The sequence below is a fragment of the Variovorax sp. Varisp53 genome, from assembly GCF_059491555.1.
In genome coordinates, this window is record NZ_CP168512.1 from 3884907 (window position 1) to 3904534 (window position 19628).

Here is a 19628-nt window from a genome sequence, read left to right on the forward strand (position 1 = left end):
GCCGCATGAACCGAGTCATACGGGAACTCGCCGCACTCCCCCGGGACGCGCGGGATACCCTTTTCCTGCTCTGCGTGATCGGTCTGATCCTGCTGCCGCAGATCGAGAACCTGCCCTGGTGGTGCACGGCCATCACGGCCATGGTGCTGCTCTGGCGCGCCTCGTTGTCCGTACAGGGGCGCTCCCTGCCCAGCAAGTGGTGGCGCCTCGCCCTGCTGGCGCTGATCCTCGGCGCCACCTACGCCACGCACCGCACGCTGCTGGGCCGCGACGCGGGCGTCACGCTGATCGTCAGCCTGCTCGCGCTCAAGACGCTGGAACTGCGCGCGCGGCGCGATGCGTTCGTCGTCTTCTTCCTGGGCTTCTTCGCGATGCTCACGAACTTTTTCTATTCGCAGTCGCTGCTGACCGCGTTCACCATGCTGCTGGCGCTGCTGGGCCTTTTGACCGCACTGGTCAACGCGCACATGCCGGTGGGTCGGCCGCCGCTGATGCAGGCCGCACGCATGGCGGGCTGGATGGCGCTGGCGGGCGCGCCGATCATGCTCGCGCTGTTCCTGCTGTTCCCACGCCTCGCGCCGCTGTGGGGCACACCCAGCGACGCCATGGTGGGGCGCAGCGGCCTGTCGAACACCATGCGCGTCGGCACCATCGCCGAACTGGCGCTCGACGACCGCATCGCCGCGCGCATCAAGTTCGACGGTGACCGGGCGCCGCCGCAAAGCCAACTCTATTTCCGCGGACCGGTGCTGGCGCAGTTCGACGGCCGTGAATGGACCGCGCTGCCGTCATGGGCGCGCGGCGCGCAATGGTCCCCCAACCTGCGCGTGAGCGGCGAAGCCGTGCGCTACGAGGTCACGCTCGAAGCCAGCAACCGCCCCTGGCTGCTGACCCTCGACGCGTCGCAGCAACCTCCCGCAGCACCCGGCTTCGAGGTCACGGGCACGCCCGACCTGCAATGGATCGCGAACCGTCCCGTCACCGACCTGGTGCGCTACCGCGCCGAGAGCTACACGCAGTTCCAGAGCGGCCCGTTGAAGCGCACGGGCGGCCAGCTCCAGGCATACCTGGCGCTGCCGCCCGGCACCAACCCGCGCACCGCTGCCCTCGCCGCCGAGATGCGCGCCGACCCCGCGCTGGCCAACGCCAACGCGCAGGCCTTCGTGCAGGCTGCCCTGCGGCGCCTGCGCACCGGCGGCTACAGCTACACGCTGGAGCCGGGCATCTATGGCAACGACACGGCCGACGAGTTCTGGTTCGACCGCAAGGAGGGATTCTGCGAGCACATCGCCTCGGCCTTCGTGGTGCTGATGCGCAACCTGAACGTCCCGGCGCGCATCGTGACGGGCTACCAGGGCGGAGAACTCAACGGCGTCGACAACTACTGGATCGTGCGCCAGAGCGATGCCCATGCATGGGCCGAGATCTGGCAGGAAGGCATCGGCTGGACGCGCGTGGATCCCACGGGCTCGGTGGCCCCGGGGCGCATCGGCCAGACACAGCGGCTCCAGCCGCAACCGGGTCTGATCGCGGGCGCCTTCGGCTCGATGAGCCCCACCCTCGTGCAGAACATCCGCGCGGCGTGGGAAGCCGTCAACAACGGCTGGAACCAGTGGGTGCTCAACTACACCCAGAGCCGCCAGCTCAACCTGCTGAAGAACATCGGCTTCAAGGCGCCGAGCCTCGAAGACCTGGCCTACGTGCTGCTCTACCTGCTGGTGGGCGCGAGCCTGGCTGGCGCCGGCTGGACGCTGTGGGAGCGCAGCCGGCACGACCCATGGCTGCGCCTGCTGGGCCGGGCGCGCGCGCGGCTCGCCAAGGCCGGCCTGCAGGTGCCCGACACTGCCCCGCCGCGCCAGATGGCGCAGGCGGCCGACGCACACTTCGGCCCCGCCGCGCAGGCCGTGCGCGACTGGCTGCTCAAGCTCGAGGCACAGCGCTACGCGCCGGCCACGCCCGACTCGCTCTCCACCCTGCGCGCCGAGTTCCGGCGCATCGCCTGGCCGACCGACCACCCACGCGGCTGAAACCACATGTGTCCCCGAAGAGGGGCCATGTGGGCGGACGGCACAATCAGTCCATGCGATTTTTCCTCCCCACGCCTTCGCGCGCCGCTGCGGCAGCCGCCCTCCTCGCCGCCTGCTGCGCATGGTCCACGGGGGCTGTAGCCCAGAAGTCTTCCAACGGCCGCAGCGCAGCGGCCAGCCCGGTGCGCGGCAGCACGCCCTACGCCACGCGCGACGACGCGATGAAGTTCGCCGACGAAGTGGCCGAGCGCCGCGGCCTCGACCGCGACTGGGTGCGCGCCACCATCGGCAGCGCGCGCTTCCTGCCCAACGTGCCGCGGCTGATGCTGCCGGGCCCGGTCGGCACGGTGAAGAACTGGCAGACCTATCGCAGCCGCTTCATCGACCCGGTGCGCATCGCGGCCGGCGTGCGCTTCTGGCGCGCCAATGCCGACACGCTCGCCCGCGCCGAGCAGGCGTACGGCGTGCCGCCGGAAATCATCGTCGGCATCGTCGGCGTGGAGACCATTTACGGCCGCAACATGGGCAACTTCCGCGTGATCGATGCACTGGCCACGCTCTCGTTCGACTTTCCCGAAGGCCATCCACGCGCAGCCGAGCGCCAGGCCTTCTTCCGCGGAGAGCTCGAAAGCTTCCTGAGCACCGAGAGCCGCACCGCCGACGATCCGCTCACGCCTGTCGGCAGCTATGCCGGCGCCATGGGCATGCCGCAGTTCATGCCCAGCAGCATCGCCAAGTACGCGGTCGACTTCGACGGCGACAGCCGCATCGACCTCGTGAACAACCCGGCCGACGTGATCGGCTCGGTCGCCAACTACTTCAAGGCCTTCGGCTGGAAGGCCGGCATGCCGGCGATCTATCCGGTGCATTTCGAGGAAGCGCGGCTGCAGAAGGCGCTGCTGCTGGCGCCCGACATCCTGCCGACCTTCAGCACCGACAGCTTCGTGGCTGCCGGCGCGGTGCCCGAAGGCGACGGCATCAACCACAAGGGCCTGCTCGCATTGATCGAGCTGCAGAACGGCGCCGATGCGCCACCGACCTACGTGGCCGGCACGCGCAACTTCTACGTGATCACGCGCTACAACTGGAGCAGCTACTACGCCATGTCCGTGCTCGACCTTGGGCAAGAGGTCAAGGCGGCGATGGAGCAATAGCGCCATGACGCCCGAGGCGCTGCGCGCGAACTGGAACGAGGCCTGGCATGCGCTGGGCGTCGAATCGCCCGGCGAAGCGCTGTGCGCCGAACTGCAGCGCCGCTACGGTGAACCGCAACGCCATTACCACACGGTGCAGCACCTGGGCGAATGCCTCGCGTGGTTCGAGCGCGAGAAGGCGCTGGCCGAACGCCCCGGTGAAGTGGCGCTCGCGCTGTGGTTCCACGACGCGATCTACGACGTGCACGCCCACGACAACGAGGCACGCAGCGCCGATTGGGCGCGCGAGGCCCTGCTCGAAGCCGGTGTGGGCAACGCAGCCGCCGCACGGGTGCATGCGCTCGTGATGGCCACGCGCCACGACGCCGTGCCCGAAGGCCGCGATGCCGAGCTGCTGATCGACATCGACCTGTCAATCCTCGGCGCGGAACGTGGGCGTTTCGACGAATACGAGCGGCAGGTGCATGCCGAGTACGCCTTCGTTCCGGACGAGGTGCGCCTGCCGCGCCGCCGCGCGATTCTTCAGCGCTTTCTCGACCGCCAGGCCATCTACGCAACGCCGCGGATGCACGCGCAGCTCGAAGCGCAGGCGCGCCTCAACCTTCAGCGTTCCATCGCGGGCTGACCGGCCTCGTCAGGCGGGCACCAGCCGCCACCATTCGGTGCGTGGCGGCTCGTCATTGCGCTCTTCTTCCACGATGCCGAACAGCAGGCCGTCGCGCGCCGCGCCCAGCTTCGCCAGCTGCAGCGCGCGCGCCGCATCGCGGCACAGCGCAAAGCTGGCGTCGCCTTGCCATTCGAGACAGCGGCCGACCTCGGCCAGCATCAGCGCGGGCTGGCTCTGCATGAAGGTGAAGGGCATCGGCAGGCCCGCATCGAGCTGGGTCAGGCCGGCATGCGTAGCGCCCCATGCGCCGCGTTGGCTGGCGACGCGGATGCGCGCGCCGGCCGGCAATGCGGCCTCGTCCGCCGCGTCGAGGCAGCAGCGTGCGCCGTACATCGCCAGCTCGGTCCACAGGCCGACGCGGCGCGGCCGGCGGCCGATGCGGCGAGCGAGGTCATCGCGCCAGTCGACCGGCGGCGGATGCGCGATGAAATGGGCGGTGGCGTGCCAAGTGCTCATGGGCCGGCATCCTTCAGCACCAGCGAAGCATGCCCACCGCCGAAGCCCACCACGTTGAGCAGGATGTTGCGCAGCTTCCGCGGCGCCTCCTTGCTCAGCGCAATGCCGAGCGATGCATCGAGCGGATAGTCCACCGACGGCCAGACGCCATCCTCGATGCAGCCGACCAGCAAGGCCAGTTCCGCCGCTCCTGCCGCGCCCAGCGTGTGGCCGATCGCCGACTTGAGCGACACCAGCGGCGGCAGCGGATCGAACACCTGCTTCAGCGCTTCCACCTCGATGGCGTCGTTGACCGGGCTGCCGGCCGCCTGCACCTTGATCAGGTCGATGTCGCCGGGCCGCAGGCCGCTCTGCGCCAGCGCGCCGCGGCACATCGCATGCACGGCCGTGGCTTCGGTGCCCGATGGGTTGCGTCCGTCGACCACGTTGGCGCCGCCCGCAACCTGCCAGCGCGCAGGACGCGATGTCAGTCGCAATGCAGCCACCGCTTCGCCGAGCACCAGCCCCTTGCGCTGTGCGCCGAAGGGCTGCGCACGGTCGGGCGCCAGCAACTGCATCGCACCGAAGCCGGCGACCGTGAAGCGGTTGTCGAGTTCGATGCCGATCACCAGTGCCTCGTCGGCTTCTTCGCTGCGGATCAGATCGGCGGCCGCCAGCACCGCGTTCAGCGCCGATGTGCAGGCGGTCGAGACGGTGAACACCGGCCCCTTCCAATCCAGCGCGCGGGCCACGACATCGGCAAAGTCCTGCAGGTCGCCGCCGAGCCGCAGGTCCTGCTTCTCGTGCTCCATGAAGCCGATGTCGAGCGACGACGAAGCCACGAACAGCGGTGCCGTGCGCGGCCCCCAGTCGCCGGTCTGCGCGGCCACGCTACGCACGGTGCGGCACAGTCGCTGCGTCCAGTCGCCTTCGCTCGGCGCCAGCGCGTACACCGGCCAGTGGATTCCCTCTGCCACCGCCACCGGTGTCGGCGGCACGCCGCCGCGCCGCAGCGACGCCAGCACGGACGGAACGTCGTCGCCGAGCACACAGGCCAGGCCCGTGCCGCCCAGGTAGACATCGCTCATGCCTTGCCCGCCAGGGCGAGGTGTTCCGCCAGATGAGCGATGGAAGTCATCGCCCGGCGCGTTTCCTTGCTGTCGGGCATGCGCACGCCGAAGCGCTGCTGGATCGTCATCGACACCTGCAGCGCGTCGAGCGAGTCGAGGTCGAGCCGGGCCTCGGGGCCGAACAGCGGCTCGTCGTCGCCGAGGCCGCCCGGGGGCGCGTCCTTCTCGACGGCTTCGAGCACCATGGCCTTGAGGCTGGCAATGAATTCAGGGGTGACGGTGGTGCTCACGATGCGCGCCTGCGAAACAGAAAAACAGCCAGAAGAAACATCAGCGCCGCGAACACGGCCAGCCGGCCGATCTGCGGCAGCGCATCGGCCACGCCGCCGCCACGCAGCAGCACGGTCAGCAGCGCTTCGAGCCCCCAGTTCATCGGAGAAATCTCGACCAGCCGCTGCATGAAACCCGGCATGACGAACTTGGGCACCATGATGCCGCCCGCCGCCGCCATCAGCACATTGACCATCGGCCCGATGGTGGCGGCCTGCGCGTGGCTGCGCACCAGGCAGGCCAGCGCGAGCGACAGGCTCACCGCGGCGAGGCTCACGGCCGCGAGCGACAGCAGCAGCGCGCCCCAGTGGATGCCCGCGAGCGACAGCGCGTCGCCGCCGACCAGCGGCATGAACCAGATGCCGGCCGCGAGCATCAGCACGGCCTGCAGCGCGTTCACGCCCAGGTACGGCAGCGCCTTCGACATCAGCAGCATGGTGCGCGACACGCCCAGGCCCTGCAGCCGGCCCAAGGCGCCCGAGCTGCGCTCCTGCACGAACAGGCTGGACAGCGAGGCCACCACGAAGAACATGCCGAACACCAGCCAGGCCGGCACGTTCTGCTGCACCGAAGTGGGCCGCGGGCCGGCGGTGGAGAAGCGCTCGGCGCGCACCATCGCCTCGATGGAAGCCTCGGGCGCAGGGCTGGCCGTGCCGGGCACCGCCAGCGCAAGGCGCGCCTTGAGCTCGCCCGAGGCGCCGATGAGTTCGGCGCGCAGTGCGTTGAACAGGTTGGCGTCGATGCCGGGTTCGGTCAGCAGATGGATGTACGCCTTGGTCGACAGCGCAGCCGATTCCAGCTCTTCCGACAGGCCCGGCTCCATCACGATCACGTACTTGAGCGAGCCGTTGCGCAGCCGTGCCTGCCAGTCGTTGCCAAGCGGCTGCGGCGCGCCATGGTTGCGCTGCCAGAGCTGCTTGAGCCACTGCGCGGGCGTGGCCGTGTCTCGCATGTCGATGGCATAGGTCAGCTCCGCCAGGGGTGGACGGTAGATATCCTTCAGCGTGAGCGACATCAGCACGATGAAGACCATCGGCATCAGGAACAGCGCGGCAAGGCCATGCATGTCGCGCACGAGGGCGAGCAGTTCTTTCTTGATGAGCGCGAGGAGCATGGGGTTCTTCAGTCGCGCAACGAGCGGTGGGTGAGCGCCATGAACAGCTGCTCCAGGTCGTGGCGGCCGAATTCGGCGTGGCGCACCTCGATGCCCGCCGCTTCCAAAGCAGCCAGCACCGGCCCCGGACCGCTGCCGGGGTTGAGGTGAATGCGCCAGTGCGCGCCGCCCTGCTCCACCGTACCGAAGCGCGAGAGCATGCCGGCGTCGAGCCCGTCGGCGGCCAGCGTGAGCAGCATCGCGCTCTTCGACAGCAGCTCGTCGAGCGAGCCTTCGCGCAGCACGTGCCCACGGTCGAGGATGGCGACGCGATCTGCAATGGCCTCGATCTCTTCCATGTAGTGCGAGGCGTAGATCACGGCCGCGCCCTGCTGCGCGAGGCTCCGGATGGCGTCGAGGATGAACGCGCGCGATTGCGGATCGACGCCCACGGTGGGCTCGTCGAACAGCATCAGCTCGGGCTCGGGCAGCAAGGCAATCGCAAGGTTGAGCCGGCGCTTGAGGCCGCCCGAGAGCCGCTCGGAGCTCACGCCCGCGAACTGCTCCAGCTGCGCGAATTGCGTGCAGGCTTCGATGCGTTCCTTCTTGCGCGCGCCCGACAGCCTTCCCGCAGCAGCGAACACCGCCAGGTTCTCCGCCACGGTGAGCATCGGATAGAACGCCTGCTCCTGAGGCGCCACCGCGATGCGCGTCGGGGCCTTCGCACGCACCTGCTGCAGTGGCTGGCCGTCGATGCGGATTTCGCCCGACTGCACCGCAAGCGCGCCCGACAAGTGCGAGATCAGCGTGGTTTTGCCTGCGCCGTTGGGGCCCAGCAGGCCCAGCACGCAGCCCCGTGGCACGGCGAGCGACACGTCCACCAGCGCGGGGGCGCCGGCGTTCGGATACCGGTGGCTGAGGGTCTTCAACTCGAGCATGGGTTTGGCCTCGAGTTGCCGGGTGACTGTGGCGTGTGCACAGGCCACCGGGTACTCCCCTCCGCGAATGTCCCCCGGCCTGCGGCCTCCTCCTTTATTTCGCTGCGGGGAGCACCCGGTGCCCTGTGCACTGGACACGCTGCCGGTTTGCGGCCGATCAACCAGTGCTCTGAGCGATCACGCCGATGCGGGGGCCTTTTTCGCGAAATAAAGGAGGAGGCCGAAGGCCGGGGGACATTCGCGAAAAAGGTCACCGTGTCGGCGTGATCGCGCCCCGAACAACGAACATCAAGAAGAAAAGAACAACGCCCCATCTCAGGCCACGGCAGCCTTCAGGTCGCGAAAGAAGTTTTCTTCCTGCTGCGCCTGCTCGTGCAGCTTGGCAGCCAGCGCGGCGGGGTCGACCGCCTCTCGCCCCTTCACCATGCGCGCTGCCTTGAGCGCGAACGCACGCCAGCCGTCGCCGATGGCGATCAGCCGCTCGGACATCTGCTGCAGTTGCGGCTTGTCGAGCAGCTGTGCCGCCTCTTGCAGGAAGCCCGCGTAGATAAAGCGGAAACCCGCCCCGCCCGTGCCGATTTCTTCCTGCATGCGCACCACGTGGCCGATGAAGTCGACGCTGCGCGAATCGGTCGGCGACAGCTTCTGCATGCGCTTGGCCAGCGTGCGCATGCCGCGCACGCCGACGATGGGAATGGGCGCCAGCATGTTGCGCACCGTCTTGCGGATGGCCTTGACCACGGAGGCCGCATCGACCGTCTTGCGATCGATGGCCTGCGGGTAGTACATGAGCCCCTTCGGCGCCAGCACGCCCTTGGCGAAGCGAGCGCGTGCCAGGTCGCCGCTCGGGCAGCGCACGGGCTCTTCGAACACCGGGTCGCTGATCAGGTAGTCGTCGCCGTCCTTGCCGTACACCAGCAGGTTGTGCGCATTGAAGTGGAAGCGCATGTTCGGCGGAAAGTACGGCAGCCAGTAGACCGAGGTCTGCAGGCCCACGAGTTGGCCATCGGCCAGCAAAGCATCGAGCCGCTGCTGTCCGGCCTCGGCGCTGCGAAAGGTCTCGAAGCGGAAGCGCGCGGCCATCGGCGCCAGCAGGCCCTTGATGATGGCCTTGGGCGGCATGCGGTACGAAATGAGTGGCAGGCCCGACAGCTTGATGAAGGGCAGGTACGCGAACGAGATCGCGGACGACAGGCCGAGCGCCATGCTCTCGCTCATCGGTGCGCCGTGGTGGCGCATCAGGCTGGAGATGACGCCGCTTTCGCAGTGCGCCGCCTGTTGGTGTTGGAATTTCACGGCAGGCCTTGCAGGGTGGAGACGGAAAGCCCCAGCGCTTCGCCGTAGCGCGCGAGCTGGGCCGGCGACAGCGCCGCGAAATGGTGCGGCTGCAGGTGGCGCCGCACGCGCCATTGCCAGAAGCCGCTGGTCTGCGAGAGCAGCGCCACGTCCATGCGACGCTCGTACATCCAGTATTCGAGCGGCGAGGCCTGCCCCGCCTTCACGCGCTCCTTCGCGGCCTGCGCCTGCTCGACGAGCACGTCGACCGCATGGCTGGTGACGATCTCCTCCGCCTCCCAGCCGCGCGAAGTGGTGGTGACGACGCGGCCTTGCGCGTCGCGGGCGTACATCAGCTTGGAATGGCCGTCGAGGGTCGCATTTCCCTCCTGCGGTACTGCGTCGAGGTCCATGGCTACACCGCCTCCATGTAGATGAAGCCGCTGGAGAAGCGGCCGCTCTCCGGCACGAACATCAGCAGCTTCTGGCCTGGCTTGATGCGGCCCGAACGGAACAGCTCGTCGAGCATGATGTACGGCGACGCCGAACCTGTATTGCCCTTGCTCGCGAGGTTGCTGAACCAGCGCTCGCGCGGAATGTGCAAGCCGAGCGATTCGAGGCACTGGCTCACCGGTTCGACGAAATACTGCGACGAGAGGTGCGGCAGGAACCAGTCGATGTCCGCCGATTTCAGTCCGCGCCGCTCGATGATGGCCGCGAGCGGCTCGCCCAGCGTGGCGCGCACGATGTTCTCGTTGAGCAGGCGCACGTCCTGCTTCACGGCGAAGGTCGACTCGCTCTGCCATTCGGCGGGCGTCTTGCGCCCCCAGCCGTCGAGGCCGCCTTCGGCATTCTTCTCGGCGCCGGCGTACATGCACACCGGCAGCTCATGCGCAGCCGACGACAGGTCGATCCAATCGACACGCAGCGACAGCGGTCCGCGCGGCTCGCGCTCCAGCAGCACGGCGCCGGCGCCGTCGGACAGCATCCAGCGCAGGAAGTCCTTCTCGAAGGCCAATTCGGGCCGCGCCTCCAGCGCCTCGAGCTTGTGGTCCAGCTCGGCCTCGAAGCGCGAGCCGCGCATCACGGCCGAGGCCAGCTCCGAACCCGTGGCCACCGCACGCCGCGCATCGCCCGCGCGCACCGAGAGCCACGCATGCTTCAGCGCGGTGGCGCCGGCCAGGCAGATGCCCGCGCAGGCCACCACTTCGAGCCGCGGCCAGCCGAGTTCGCCATGCACCATCACCGCGTGGTTGGGCATGAGCTGGTCGGGCAGCGAGGTGCCGGTGACAAGGCAGTCGACCGGGCCGATATCGCCGAGCGCGCGGATGGCCGACGCGGTGAGCTGCGCATTGCTCATGGCCAGCTCGCCGGTGGCGCGGTCGATGGCGTAGTGGCGCGACTGGATGCCGTTGCTGCGAAGAATCAGCCGCCGCGCACGAGAAGCCTTGCCGCCGATGCGGCCGAGGACGTCTTCGATGTCTTCATTGCTGACGGGAGGAAACGGCAGAAAGGCGGCGGTGCGGGTCAGGAAGACATCAGTTGTCATAGAGAGCGGTGCGATCCGTGGCCGAGCCCGACGGGCACTCGAATTGAGCCGTCATTTTAGTCAGCCACCCTCTGAACAAAGGCCGCAGGAGCGCCTGCAGCGTCAGGCTCACCGGCACCACCGTGACGATCAGCGCGATCAGGAACAGCACGTACAGCAGCAGCAGCGGCTTGCGCTGCCATGCACCGGGGCCGCCGGCCGCCATGATCAGCTTGCCCCACAGGTAGAAGCTGCGGGTGCCGGCCTTCTCGCTGATGAGCAGTTTCGCGTCGGCCCGCACGGCGCCCAGGCCGGCCAGCAACGGCTGCGTGCCGCGCTCCTGGCCGCTGTGCAACGCATCGCGCAGGGCACGTCCGAAGCGGGCGGTGCCGCGGATCTGTGCGGTGCTGAGCCCAGCATCGGGCATGCCCCAGAAGCCGCGCTTGCGGCCCCAGATCAGCCAGGCCGGCGTGGTGAAGAAGGTGGCGAGCGTGGGGCCGGGGTCGGTGAGCACCACGTTGTCGATCAGGCGCGCACCCACGTCGTCGAGCATGCCCTTGAGCTTCTCGTGGGCCAGCAGCCACATGTTGCGGCACGCAATGACCGTGACCACGGGTTTGCCCGTGAGCAGCCGCGCCGCCACTGGGTGCTTCAGAAAAGCCGCAACGGGCTGCGAAGGTGCCAGGAACCACACCTGGTACGGCAGCACGATCAGGTCGAAGTCTTCCTCGCCCGTGAGCGACAGCGGCGCGAGCGGCTGCGGCTTCATGTGGGCCGACTCGGGGAAGGCGTCGAAGAAAGTCAGGAAGGGCCAGGGAAAGGGATACGGCTTCTGCGGCCGCAGTGTTTCTTCGTGCACCTGGATCGAGGGGTCGGCGCGCAGCGGGGCGACGATCTGCTCGGCGACCTCGTCGAGCTGGCCGGACTGCGAATAGCGCAGAACCAGGACGCGCTTGACGCTTCGAGGGGCGGCTGCTGGGTCCGTACGTGGGGGGCTGGAAAGGCTGGAGGTCACTGGCGGTGGCGTTTCGGGGGCCGTCGAATGTACGCGAAGCCCGTGCCAAGCGCATCTGCCATTGGTCATGCGTCGCGCCAATCAGACGGCCGGATCGGTCATATGGCCGCAATGCGGGAAAAGAACAAAAAAGGGCCGCACCTCGCGGCACGGCCCCTGTCGCGGCGATCTTTTCAGAACGCGGACGCTGTGCGCAAGGCTCAGCGCACCTTGCCTTCCTTCCAGGCGGTCAGCAGCTTGTTGTAGTCGATGGTCTCGCCCTTCGGCTTTTCGTTGGCCAGCTTCTTCCACGGGGCGTGGTCGTCGCTCAGGTACTTGGCCGGGTCGCCCTTCGGGTTGAGCTTGGGCGCGCAATGGGCCATGCCGGCGCGCTCGAGGCGGGCCATCACGTTGTCCATCTCGTCGGCCAGGTTGTCCATTGCCTTCTGCGGGGTCTTCTCGCCCGTGACGGCCTCGGCCACGTTCTTCCACCAGAGCTGCGCGAGCTTCGGATAGTCGGGCACGTTGGTGCCGGTCGGCGTCCATGCCACGCGTGCCGGGCTGCGATAGAACTCGATCAGGCCACCGTACTTGTTGGCGTTCTGCGTGAAGTAGTCCGCACGGATGTCGCTGTCGCGGATGAACGTCAGCCCGGTGATCGACTTCTTCAGCGAGGTGGTCTTGGCGGTGATGAACTGCGCGTAGAGCCATGCTGCCGCCGTCTTGTTGGCGTCATGGCCCTTGAAGAAGGTCCACGAGCCCACGTCCTGGTAGCCGTTCTGCATGCCCTGCTTCCAGTACGGACCGTTCGGGCCGGGGGCCATGCGCCACTTGGGGGAGCCGTCGTCGTTCACGACCGGCAGGCCCTTCTTGGTCATGTCGGCGGTGAAGGCCGTGTACCAGAAGATCTGCTGCGCGATCTGGCCCTGGGCCGGCACTGGACCGGATTCGCCGAAGGTCATGCCCATGGCTTCCTTGGGCGCGTACTTCTTCATCCAGTCGATGTACTTGGTGAGCGCGTACACGGCGGCTGGCGAGTTCGTGGCACCGCCGCGCGACACCGAGGCGCCGGTAGGCGTGCACTTGTCGTCGGCCACGCGGATACCCCATTCGTCGATCGGCATGCCGTTGGGAATTCCCTTGTCGGCGGAGCCGGCCATCGACAGCCATGCATCGGTGAAGCGCCAGCCGAGCGACGGGTCTTTCTTGCCGTAGTCCATGTGGCCGTAGATCGGCTTGCCGTCGATGGTCTTCACGTCGACGCTGAAGAACTCGGCGATGTCTTCATAGGCGCTCCAGTTCAGCGGCACGCCCAGGTCGTAGCCGTACTTGGCCTTGAACTTGTCCTGCAGGTCCTTGCGCGCGAACAGGTCGGCGCGGAACCAGTACAGGTTGGCGAACTGCTGGTCGGGCAACTGGTAGAGCTGGCCGTCGGGCGCGGTGGTGAAGCTGGTGCCGATGAAGTCCTTCAGGTCGAGGCCGGGGTTGGTGAACTCCTTGCCGGCGCCCTTCATGTAGTCGGTCAGCGACATGATCTTGCCGTAGCGATAGTGCGTGCCGATCAGGTCGGAGTCGGAAATCCAGCCGTCATAGATCGACTTGCCCGACTGCATCGAGGTCTGCAGCTTCTCGACCACGTCGCCTTCCTGGATCAGGTCGTGCTTGACCTTGATGCCGGTGATTTCCTCGAAGGCCTTGGCCAGTGTCTTCGACTCGTATTCGTGGGTGGTCAGGGTTTCGGAGACGACGGACACCTCCTTCACGCCCTTGGCCTGCAGCTTCTTGGCCGCATCGATGAACCATTTCATTTCCTCCATCTGCTTGTCCTTGGACAAGGTCGATGGCTGGAACTCGCTGTCGATCCATTTCTTGGCTTCGGCCTCGCCAGCCGTCGCCGCACCATGCGCGGCGAACATCGCCGCCGCCAGTGCCAATGCCGTGTAGCGCATCTTCATGAAGTTGTCTCCTCGGTTGTTGCTTCCCCGGTGTTGTGTTCGATCACGGCTCCGGGGAGGCGGAGAGCCGGAACGCGTCTGAGAAGACGAAAGGAAATGTTCAGCCCTTGCGCATCACCAGCGCGAGCAGGCCCATCGACAGCACGAAGCTGATCCAGATCGATGGCTCGGCCTCGAGGCTGAACCACTCCTGGAACTTGCCCGCCAGGCCGATGAAGACCAGGTTCACATACGCCGCCGACAGCAGCCCGATGAACAGCCGGTCGCCACGCGTGGTGGCCATCGGCAGCCAGCCGCGCCGCAGCGTGGTGGGCGACTTGAATTCCCACACCGTCATGCCGACCAGCATGAGTGCGATGCAGCTGAAGAAAACGGCCACGGGGGTGGTCCATACCATCCAGTCGAACATGCTCTATCTCCTTGTCTTTTCTTGCTCCTTCCCCTTCCGGGGGAAGGTTGGGATGGGGGCATCGGCGCTCGATGGATGTGCCGCTTGCCCCCACCCCTGCCCTCCCCCGGAAGGGGAGGGAGAGAAACCATCCTTCAAACGCGCCCCATCGCGAAACCCTTCGCGATGTAGTGGCGCACGAACCAGATCACGATCGCGCCCGGCACGATGGTCAGCACGCCGGCCGCTGCCAGCGTGGCCCAGTCCATGCCCGACGCGCTCACGGTGCGCGTCATCGTCGCGACGATGGGTTTGGCGTTCACGCTGGTGAGCGTGCGTGCCAGCAACAGCTCGACCCAGCTGAACATGAAGCAGAAGAACGCCGCCACGCCCACGCCGGCCTTGATGAGCGGCAGGAAGATGGTGAGGAAGAAGCGCGGGAACGAATAGCCGTCGATGTACGCCGTCTCGTCGATCTCGCGCGGAATGCCGCTCATGAAGCCTTCCAGGATCCACACCGCAAGCGGCACGTTGAACAGCAGGTGCGCGAGCGCCACGCCCAGGTGCGTGTCCATCAGGCCGACTGTGCTGTAGAGCTGGAAGAACGGCAGCAGGAACACCGCGGGGGGCGTCATGCGGTTGGTCAGCAGCCAGAAGAACACGTGCTTGTCGCCCAGGAACGAGTAGCGCGAGAACGCATAGGCCGCCGGCAGCGCCACGGTCAGCGAGATCACCGTGTTGATCGCCACGTAGATCAGGCTGTTGATGTAGCCCGAGTACCACGACTCGTCGGTGAAGATGCGCGCGTAGTTGGCCCAGGTGAGCTGCGTCGGGAAGAAGGAGAAGCTCGACAGGATCTCCTCGTTCGTCTTGAAGCTCATGTTGACCATCCAGTAAATGGGCAGCAGCGCGAACAGGATGTACAGCACCAGGAAGATGCTGCGCTTGTGAAATCTCTTCTCGTTCATTTCTCCACCTCCGCTTCCTGCGTACCGACCCGCTGCATCCAGTTGTAGAGCACGAAGCAGAACAGCAGGATGATGAGGAAATAGATCAGCGAGAACGCCGCCGCCGGCCCCAGGTCGAACTGTCCCACGGCCTTCTGCGTGAGGTACTGGCTCAGGAAGGTGGTCGCATTGCCCGGCCCGCCGCCCGTCAGCACGAAGGGCTCGGTGTAGATCATGAAGCTGTCCATGAAGCGCAGCAGCACGGCGATCATCAGCACGCCGCGCATCTTCGGCAGCTGGATGAAGCGGAACACCGCAAACTTGCTCGCGCCGTCGATGCGCGCGGCCTGGTAGTAGGCGTCGGGAATGGAGCGCAGGCCCGCGTAGCACAGCAGTGCCACCAGCGGCGTCCAGTGCCACACGTCCATCACCAGCACGGTGAGCCACGCATCGGCGGCGCTGCCGGTGTAGTTGTATTCGATGCCCAGGGTCTGCAGCGCGTGGCCCAGCAGGCCGATGTCGGCACGCCCGTAGATCTGCCAGATGGTGCCGACCACGTTCCACGGGATGAGCAGCGACAGCGCCACCACCACCAGCACGGCCGACGACTTCCAGCCTTTGGCCGGCATCGACAGCGCCAGGCCGATGCCCAGCGGAATCTCGACCAGCAGCACCGACAGCGAGAAGCCCAGCTGGCGCCACAGCGCCTGGTGCAGCTCGTCGTCGCGCATCACCGAGGCGAACCATTCGGTGCCCACGAACACGCGGCGCTCGGGCGAGATGATGTCCTGCACCGAGTAGTTGACCACCGTCATGAGCGGCACGATGGCCGAGAAGGCGACGCAGATCAGCACCGGCAGCACGAGCCACCAGGCTTTTTGATTGATGGGTTTGTTGGTTGCGTTCATGGCTTGGCTCCTTCCCTCTCTGGAATCAGGTTGTTCATGCCACCAGCTCCTCATCCTTGTAGTAGCAGGTATGCGCATCCAGCACCCGCAGCCACACCGTGTCGCCCACCGATGGTGGTTTTTCGTCCGAGTGCATGCGCACCTTGACCACGCCGCCGTCGACCTCCGCGCTCAGCATCGCGTGCGTGCCCACGTCCTGTACCTGCTTCACCACGCCCGGCACCGCGCCCGGGGCGCCGGCGCTGGACAGGCGCAGGTACTCGGGACGAATACCGATCTTCAGCGCCCCCTGCGGCAATTCACGCGTGGACGCCAGCGGCGTGCCCGCCACTTCGATGGTGCCGTTCGCGCTCGTCGCGGACAGGAAGTTCATGCCCGGCGAGCCGATGAAATGCCCCACGAAGGTGTGGGCCGGCCGCTCGAACAACGCCTCGGCGCTGCCCACCTGCACGGCCTTGCCGCGCGTCATCACCACCACCTCTTCGGCGAAGGTGAGCGCCTCGACCTGGTCGTGCGTCACGTAGATCAGCGTGAGCTTCAGCTCGCGGTGGATCTGCTTGAGCTTGCGGCGCAGCTGCCACTTCAGGTGCGGGTCGATCACGGTGAGCGGCTCGTCGAACAGCACCGCCGACACGTCGCTGCGCACCAGCCCGCGTCCCAGCGAGATCTTCTGCTTGGCGTCGGCCGCGAGGCCTGCAGCGCGCTGGTTGAGCTGCCCGCTCATGTCGAGCATCTCGGCAATCTCGCCGACGCGCTTCTTGATCTGGTCGGCCGGCACCTTGCGGTTGCGCAGCGGGAACGCGAGGTTCTCGGCCACGGTCATGGTGTCGTAGATCACCGGGAACTGGAACACCTGCGCGATGTTGCGCTCCTGCGGCGTGGCCCGCGTCATGTCGCGGCCGTCGAAACTCACCGTGCCCTGCGAAGGCACGAGCAGGCCCGAGATGATGTTCAGCATGGTCGTCTTGCCGCAGCCCGAGGGGCCGAGCAAGGCATAAGCGCCGCCGTCGCGGAAGCTCATCTTCAGCGGGAGCAGCGCGTAGTCGCTGTCCTGCGTGGGGTTCGCGCGGTAGGCGTGGGCCAGGTCGAGATCGATGCGTGCCATCTCAAGCTCCTTTGCGCCATGCGGGCGCCAGCGCCAGTTTTTCACTGGCATCGAACACATAGGCCTGCGACGCGCTGAAGTACAGCGTGATCGGCGCGCCCAGCTCGAAACGATGCACGCCGGTGAGCTGCGCTACCAGTTCGCCCACCGCGGTCTCGACGTGCACGAAGGTGTCGGAGCCCGAGATCTCGGCCAGCTCCACCTTGCCGGGCAAGGCGATGTCGCCCTCACTCGCGCCCACGTTCAATGCGCTCGCGCGCAGGCCGACCGTGACCGCACCCGATACGCCTTCAGGCAAGGCCAGCGCCAGCGCGGGGCCACCAGCGAGTTGCACCTTGCCGGCAGCCGCCGTGCCCTGCAGCAGGTTCATCGGCGGATCGCTGAAGGCTCGCGCCACGCGCAGCGATTGCGGCGCATGGAACACCTCGGCGGTCGGGCCGTACTGCAGCAGTTCGCCGGCGTCCATCACCGCCGTGTAGCCGCCGAGCAGCAAGGCCTCGCCGGGTTCGGTGGTGGCATAAATCACGGTCGAGTCGCCGGTGGCGAAGAGCTGCGTGAGTTCTTCGCGCAGGCCTTCGCGCAGCTTGTAGTCGAGGTTGACCAGCGGCTCGTCGAGCAGCATCAGCGGTGCGTTCTTGGCAAGCGCGCGCGCCAGCGCCACGCGCTGCTGCTGCCCGCCCGAGAGCTCGGCCGGCAAGCGGTCGAGGAACATGCCGATGTGCAGCTTCTCGGCCAGCGCCTTCACCCGCGCCTCGATGTTCGTCTCGCCGCGCAGCTTCAGCGGCGAGGCGATGTTGTCCGACACCTTGAGCGACGGATAGTTGATGAACTGCTGGTAGACCATCGCGACATTGCGTTCGCGCACGGGCATGCCGGTCACGTCCTTGCCGTCGACCAGCACCTTGCCTTCGGTCGGCGTGTCGAGTCCGGCCATCAGCCGCATGAGGCTGGTCTTGCCGGCCTGCGTGGCGCCGAGCAGCACGGTGACCGCGCCGCTTCGGGGCGCGATGCTCTGCTCGTAGAGCCATGTCTGCGCTCCCACCTTCTTGGTGACGCGCTCCAGTGTCAATTGCATTGGCGCTGCTCTCTTTTACGGATCTAGTTGCTCTTGGGATGGGACTGCAGCCAGAGCGCGACCTGCCCGCGCTCTTCGGCCGTGTAGTGCAGCCCCAGCTTGGACCGCCGCCAGAGCACGTCTTCGGCGCTCACGGCCCATTCGTGGTTCTGCAGGAAGCGCAGTTCGCGTTCGTACAGGCCGGGCGCCACTTCGGCGCCCAGGTCGGCAAAGGACTTCGCGTCGCCGAGCAGGTCCGCAATGCGGGCGCCGTAGCCGCGCGCAAGGCGGCGCGTCATTTGGCCGTAGAGCCACGGATACCTGGCCTGCACGGCCGACACGAAGCGCTCGAAATCGTCGTCGGGCCGGCTGGCGGCGCCGATCCAGGCCGACAGGTCGCCGCCCGCGAGGAAGGCGCCGTCGGTCCAGGCCGGGCGTTGCGCGCTCGACTGGCCGAGCATCTTGCCGACCTCGTCGGCCGCGTCTTCGGCCAGCTTGCGGAAGGTGGTGATCTTGCCACCCCACACCGACAGCAGCGGCGCGGCCGTGGTGTTCGATTCGAGCATGTAGTCGCGCGTGACGGCCGAAGGGTCGCCCGAGTCGTCGTCGAGCAGCGGGCGCACGCCCGAGTAGGTCCACACCACGTCGGCCGGCACGATGGGCTTCTCGAAGTAGCGGCTGGCCTGGGTGCAGAGGTAGTCGACCTCTTCCTGCGCGATGCGCGCGGCGCCGGGGTCGTCGCCGGTGAGCTCGATGTCGGTGGTGCCGATCAGCGTGAACTCGTCCTGGTAGGGAATGGCGAAGATGATCCGCTTGTCGGGGTTCTGGAAGATGTAGGCATGGTCGTGCTCGAAGAGGCGCGGCACCACGATGTGGCTGCCCTTCACCAGGCGCAGGCTCTTGGTGGCCAGCGCCTCGCCCTTGGCCGACTGCGCGACGCCGCGCAGGAAGGATTCGGCCCACGGCCCCGCGGCGTTGACCACCGCGCGGGCGCGCAGCGTGCGCTTGCCGCCGTCGGCGCCCTGCAGCGTGGCGGTCCAGCCGTCGGCGTCGCGCTGCGCGTGCACGCAGCGCGTACGGGTCAGCACCTCGGCGCCGCGCGCCTGCGCATCGAGCGCGTTGAGCACGACGAGGCGTGCGTCGTCGACCCAGCCGTCGGAATAGATGAAGCCGCGCTTGTATTGATCCTTCAGCGGCTTGCCGGCCGCGTGCTTGCGCAGATCGACGCTGCGCGAACCCGGCAGCACCTCGCGCCTGGCGAGATGGTCGTACATGAACAGACCGATGCGGATCATCCAGGCCGGGCGCATCGACGGGTCATGCGGCATCACGAAGCGCAGCGGCCACATGATGTGCGGCGCGCTCTTGAGCAGCACCTCGCGCTCCTGCAGCGCCTTGCGCACAAGCGAGAACTCGTAGTACTCGAGGTAGCGCAGCCCGCCGTGGATCAGCTTGGTGGAGGAAGAAGAAGTGTGCGAGGCGAGATCGTCCTTTTCGCACAGCACCACGCGCCAGCCGCGGCCAGCGAGGTCGCGCGCGATGCCACAGCCGTTGATGCCGCCGCCGACGATCAGCACGTCGCAATCGGTGGCAGGCGCGGGCGAACTGGAAGAAAAATCGCTCACAGAAAGGAGTCCGTTGAAGCGTGACGTTGGTCACTGACGGCGGCCATTGTATTTTCGTGTTTTTTCACTTGGGTTCCTTTTAGCGCGATTTTCCTCCGAGTTTTCCCTTACTCGTCTTCGTTTTCGTTCGTTTTA

At 67.1% G+C, this 19628-nt stretch carries 19 protein-coding genes; 3 read left to right on the forward strand and 16 right to left on the reverse strand.

Annotation, left to right across the window (positions count from 1 at the left end):
- The first annotated feature begins 5 nt into the window (after positions 1-5).
- From ACEOAB_RS18155 to ACEOAB_RS18165, 3 genes are read left to right on the forward strand one after another with little or no spacing between them, the layout of a single operon-like run.
- Positions 6-2027, forward strand: coding sequence for a transglutaminase TgpA family protein (locus ACEOAB_RS18155; RefSeq protein WP_495653024.1), 2022 nt, complete (start codon positions 6-8; stop codon positions 2025-2027).
- A gap of 53 nt (positions 2028-2080) precedes the next feature.
- Positions 2081-3181, forward strand: a complete 1101-nt coding sequence (mltB, locus tag ACEOAB_RS18160; RefSeq protein WP_056590962.1) for a lytic murein transglycosylase B — start codon at positions 2081-2083, stop codon at positions 3179-3181.
- A 4-nt stretch (positions 3182-3185) separates the two neighbouring features.
- On the forward strand, positions 3186-3806 hold the full coding sequence (locus ACEOAB_RS18165; RefSeq protein ID WP_413750249.1) for an HD domain-containing protein: 621 nt from the start codon (positions 3186-3188) through the stop codon (positions 3804-3806).
- A 9-nt stretch (positions 3807-3815) separates the two neighbouring features.
- Here the strand turns inward: ACEOAB_RS18165 and ACEOAB_RS18170 are convergent, their stop codons facing one another.
- The 16 genes from ACEOAB_RS18170 to glpD form a co-directional block, all read right to left on the reverse strand.
- Positions 3816-4304, reverse strand: a complete 489-nt coding sequence (locus ACEOAB_RS18170) for a hypothetical protein (RefSeq protein ID WP_413750250.1) — start codon at positions 4302-4304, stop codon at positions 3816-3818.
- The gene (locus tag ACEOAB_RS18175) at positions 4301-5371 is read right to left on the reverse strand and encodes a beta-ketoacyl synthase N-terminal-like domain-containing protein (RefSeq protein ID WP_413750251.1); all 1071 of its coding nucleotides are present in this window, start codon (positions 5369-5371) and stop codon (positions 4301-4303) included. The genes ACEOAB_RS18170 and ACEOAB_RS18175 overlap by 4 nt, the downstream gene beginning before the upstream one ends.
- Positions 5368-5643: an acyl carrier protein gene (locus ACEOAB_RS18180; protein ID WP_007831618.1), complete on the reverse strand. Its 276-nt coding sequence runs from the start codon at positions 5641-5643 to the stop codon at positions 5368-5370. Before ACEOAB_RS18180 ends, ACEOAB_RS18175 begins: the two co-directional genes overlap by 4 nt.
- Positions 5640-6797, reverse strand: coding sequence for an ABC transporter permease (locus tag ACEOAB_RS18185; protein ID WP_413750252.1), 1158 nt, complete (start codon positions 6795-6797; stop codon positions 5640-5642). The genes ACEOAB_RS18180 and ACEOAB_RS18185 overlap by 4 nt, the downstream gene beginning before the upstream one ends.
- 8 nt (positions 6798-6805) lie before the next feature.
- Positions 6806-7714, reverse strand: coding sequence for an ABC transporter ATP-binding protein (locus ACEOAB_RS18190; protein ID WP_495653025.1), 909 nt, complete (start codon positions 7712-7714; stop codon positions 6806-6808).
- Positions 7715-8029: 315 nt separating this feature from the next.
- A complete protein-coding gene (gene darH / locus ACEOAB_RS18195) occupies positions 8030-9010 on the reverse strand; it encodes a BtrH-related acyltransferase DarH (protein WP_413750103.1) in 981 nt (326 codons plus the stop codon).
- Positions 9007-9402 carry a DarG family dialkylresorcinol biosynthesis protein gene (locus ACEOAB_RS18200; protein WP_413750102.1) on the reverse strand — a complete coding sequence of 132 codons (396 nt, stop codon included), beginning with the start codon at positions 9400-9402 and terminating at the stop codon, positions 9007-9009. The genes darH and ACEOAB_RS18200 overlap by 4 nt, the downstream gene beginning before the upstream one ends.
- 2 nt (positions 9403-9404) lie before the next feature.
- The gene (locus tag ACEOAB_RS18205) at positions 9405-10538 is read right to left on the reverse strand and encodes a beta-ketoacyl-ACP synthase III (protein ID WP_413750101.1); all 1134 of its coding nucleotides are present in this window, start codon (positions 10536-10538) and stop codon (positions 9405-9407) included.
- A complete protein-coding gene (locus tag ACEOAB_RS18210; RefSeq protein ID WP_413750100.1) occupies positions 10528-11532 on the reverse strand; it encodes a dialkylrecorsinol condensing enzyme in 1005 nt (334 codons plus the stop codon). The genes ACEOAB_RS18205 and ACEOAB_RS18210 overlap by 11 nt, the downstream gene beginning before the upstream one ends.
- A gap of 200 nt (positions 11533-11732) precedes the next feature.
- Complete coding sequence (locus tag ACEOAB_RS18215) at positions 11733-13466, reverse strand: ABC transporter substrate-binding protein (protein ID WP_007831607.1); 1734 nt, start codon at positions 13464-13466, stop codon at positions 11733-11735.
- Between the two features lie 100 nt (positions 13467-13566).
- Positions 13567-13875, reverse strand: a complete 309-nt coding sequence (locus ACEOAB_RS18220; protein ID WP_007831606.1) for a DUF2160 domain-containing protein — start codon at positions 13873-13875, stop codon at positions 13567-13569.
- A 134-nt stretch (positions 13876-14009) separates the two neighbouring features.
- Complete coding sequence (locus ACEOAB_RS18225; RefSeq protein ID WP_056590998.1) at positions 14010-14822, reverse strand: carbohydrate ABC transporter permease; 813 nt, start codon at positions 14820-14822, stop codon at positions 14010-14012.
- On the reverse strand, positions 14819-15709 hold the full coding sequence (locus tag ACEOAB_RS18230) for a carbohydrate ABC transporter permease (protein WP_056591001.1): 891 nt from the start codon (positions 15707-15709) through the stop codon (positions 14819-14821). Before ACEOAB_RS18230 ends, ACEOAB_RS18225 begins: the two co-directional genes overlap by 4 nt.
- Before the next feature lie 34 nt (positions 15710-15743).
- Positions 15744-16814 (reverse strand): ABC transporter ATP-binding protein, encoded by a 1071-nt coding sequence (locus ACEOAB_RS18235; protein ID WP_413750099.1) that lies wholly within the window; start codon positions 16812-16814, stop codon positions 15744-15746.
- Position 16815: 1 nt separating this feature from the next.
- The gene (locus ACEOAB_RS18240; RefSeq protein ID WP_056591006.1) at positions 16816-17889 is read right to left on the reverse strand and encodes an ABC transporter ATP-binding protein; all 1074 of its coding nucleotides are present in this window, start codon (positions 17887-17889) and stop codon (positions 16816-16818) included.
- Between the two features lie 23 nt (positions 17890-17912).
- Positions 17913-19493: a glycerol-3-phosphate dehydrogenase gene (gene glpD / locus ACEOAB_RS18245; protein ID WP_495653026.1), complete on the reverse strand. Its 1581-nt coding sequence runs from the start codon at positions 19491-19493 to the stop codon at positions 17913-17915.
- Between the last annotated feature and the right edge of the window lie 135 nt (positions 19494-19628).

Coding starts and splice junctions, on each gene's coding strand:
- ACEOAB_RS18225 (WP_056590998.1), bottom strand. CDS start 14,822: ATGAACGAGAAGAGATTTCACAAGCGCAGCATCTTCCTGGTGCTGTAC.
- ACEOAB_RS18235 (WP_413750099.1), bottom strand. CDS start 16,814: ATGGCACGCATCGATCTCGACCTGGCCCACGCCTACCGCGCGAACCCC.
- ACEOAB_RS18190 (WP_495653025.1), bottom strand. CDS start 7,714: ATGCTCGAGTTGAAGACCCTCAGCCACCGGTATCCGAACGCCGGCGCC.
- mltB (WP_056590962.1), top strand. CDS start 2,081: ATGCGATTTTTCCTCCCCACGCCTTCGCGCGCCGCTGCGGCAGCCGCC.
- ACEOAB_RS18185 (WP_413750252.1), bottom strand. CDS start 6,797: ATGCTCCTCGCGCTCATCAAGAAAGAACTGCTCGCCCTCGTGCGCGAC.
- ACEOAB_RS18165 (WP_413750249.1), top strand. CDS start 3,186: ATGACGCCCGAGGCGCTGCGCGCGAACTGGAACGAGGCCTGGCATGCG.
- ACEOAB_RS18155 (WP_495653024.1), top strand. CDS start 6: ATGAACCGAGTCATACGGGAACTCGCCGCACTCCCCCGGGACGCGCGG.
- ACEOAB_RS18205 (WP_413750101.1), bottom strand. CDS start 10,538: ATGACAACTGATGTCTTCCTGACCCGCACCGCCGCCTTTCTGCCGTTT.
- ACEOAB_RS18200 (WP_413750102.1), bottom strand. CDS start 9,402: ATGGACCTCGACGCAGTACCGCAGGAGGGAAATGCGACCCTCGACGGC.
- ACEOAB_RS18175 (WP_413750251.1), bottom strand. CDS start 5,371: ATGAGCGATGTCTACCTGGGCGGCACGGGCCTGGCCTGTGTGCTCGGC.
- ACEOAB_RS18220 (WP_007831606.1), bottom strand. CDS start 13,875: ATGTTCGACTGGATGGTATGGACCACCCCCGTGGCCGTTTTCTTCAGC.
- ACEOAB_RS18170 (WP_413750250.1), bottom strand. CDS start 4,304: ATGAGCACTTGGCACGCCACCGCCCATTTCATCGCGCATCCGCCGCCG.
- ACEOAB_RS18215 (WP_007831607.1), bottom strand. CDS start 13,466: ATGAAGATGCGCTACACGGCATTGGCACTGGCGGCGGCGATGTTCGCC.
- ACEOAB_RS18240 (WP_056591006.1), bottom strand. CDS start 17,889: ATGCAATTGACACTGGAGCGCGTCACCAAGAAGGTGGGAGCGCAGACA.
- ACEOAB_RS18230 (WP_056591001.1), bottom strand. CDS start 15,709: ATGAACGCAACCAACAAACCCATCAATCAAAAAGCCTGGTGGCTCGTG.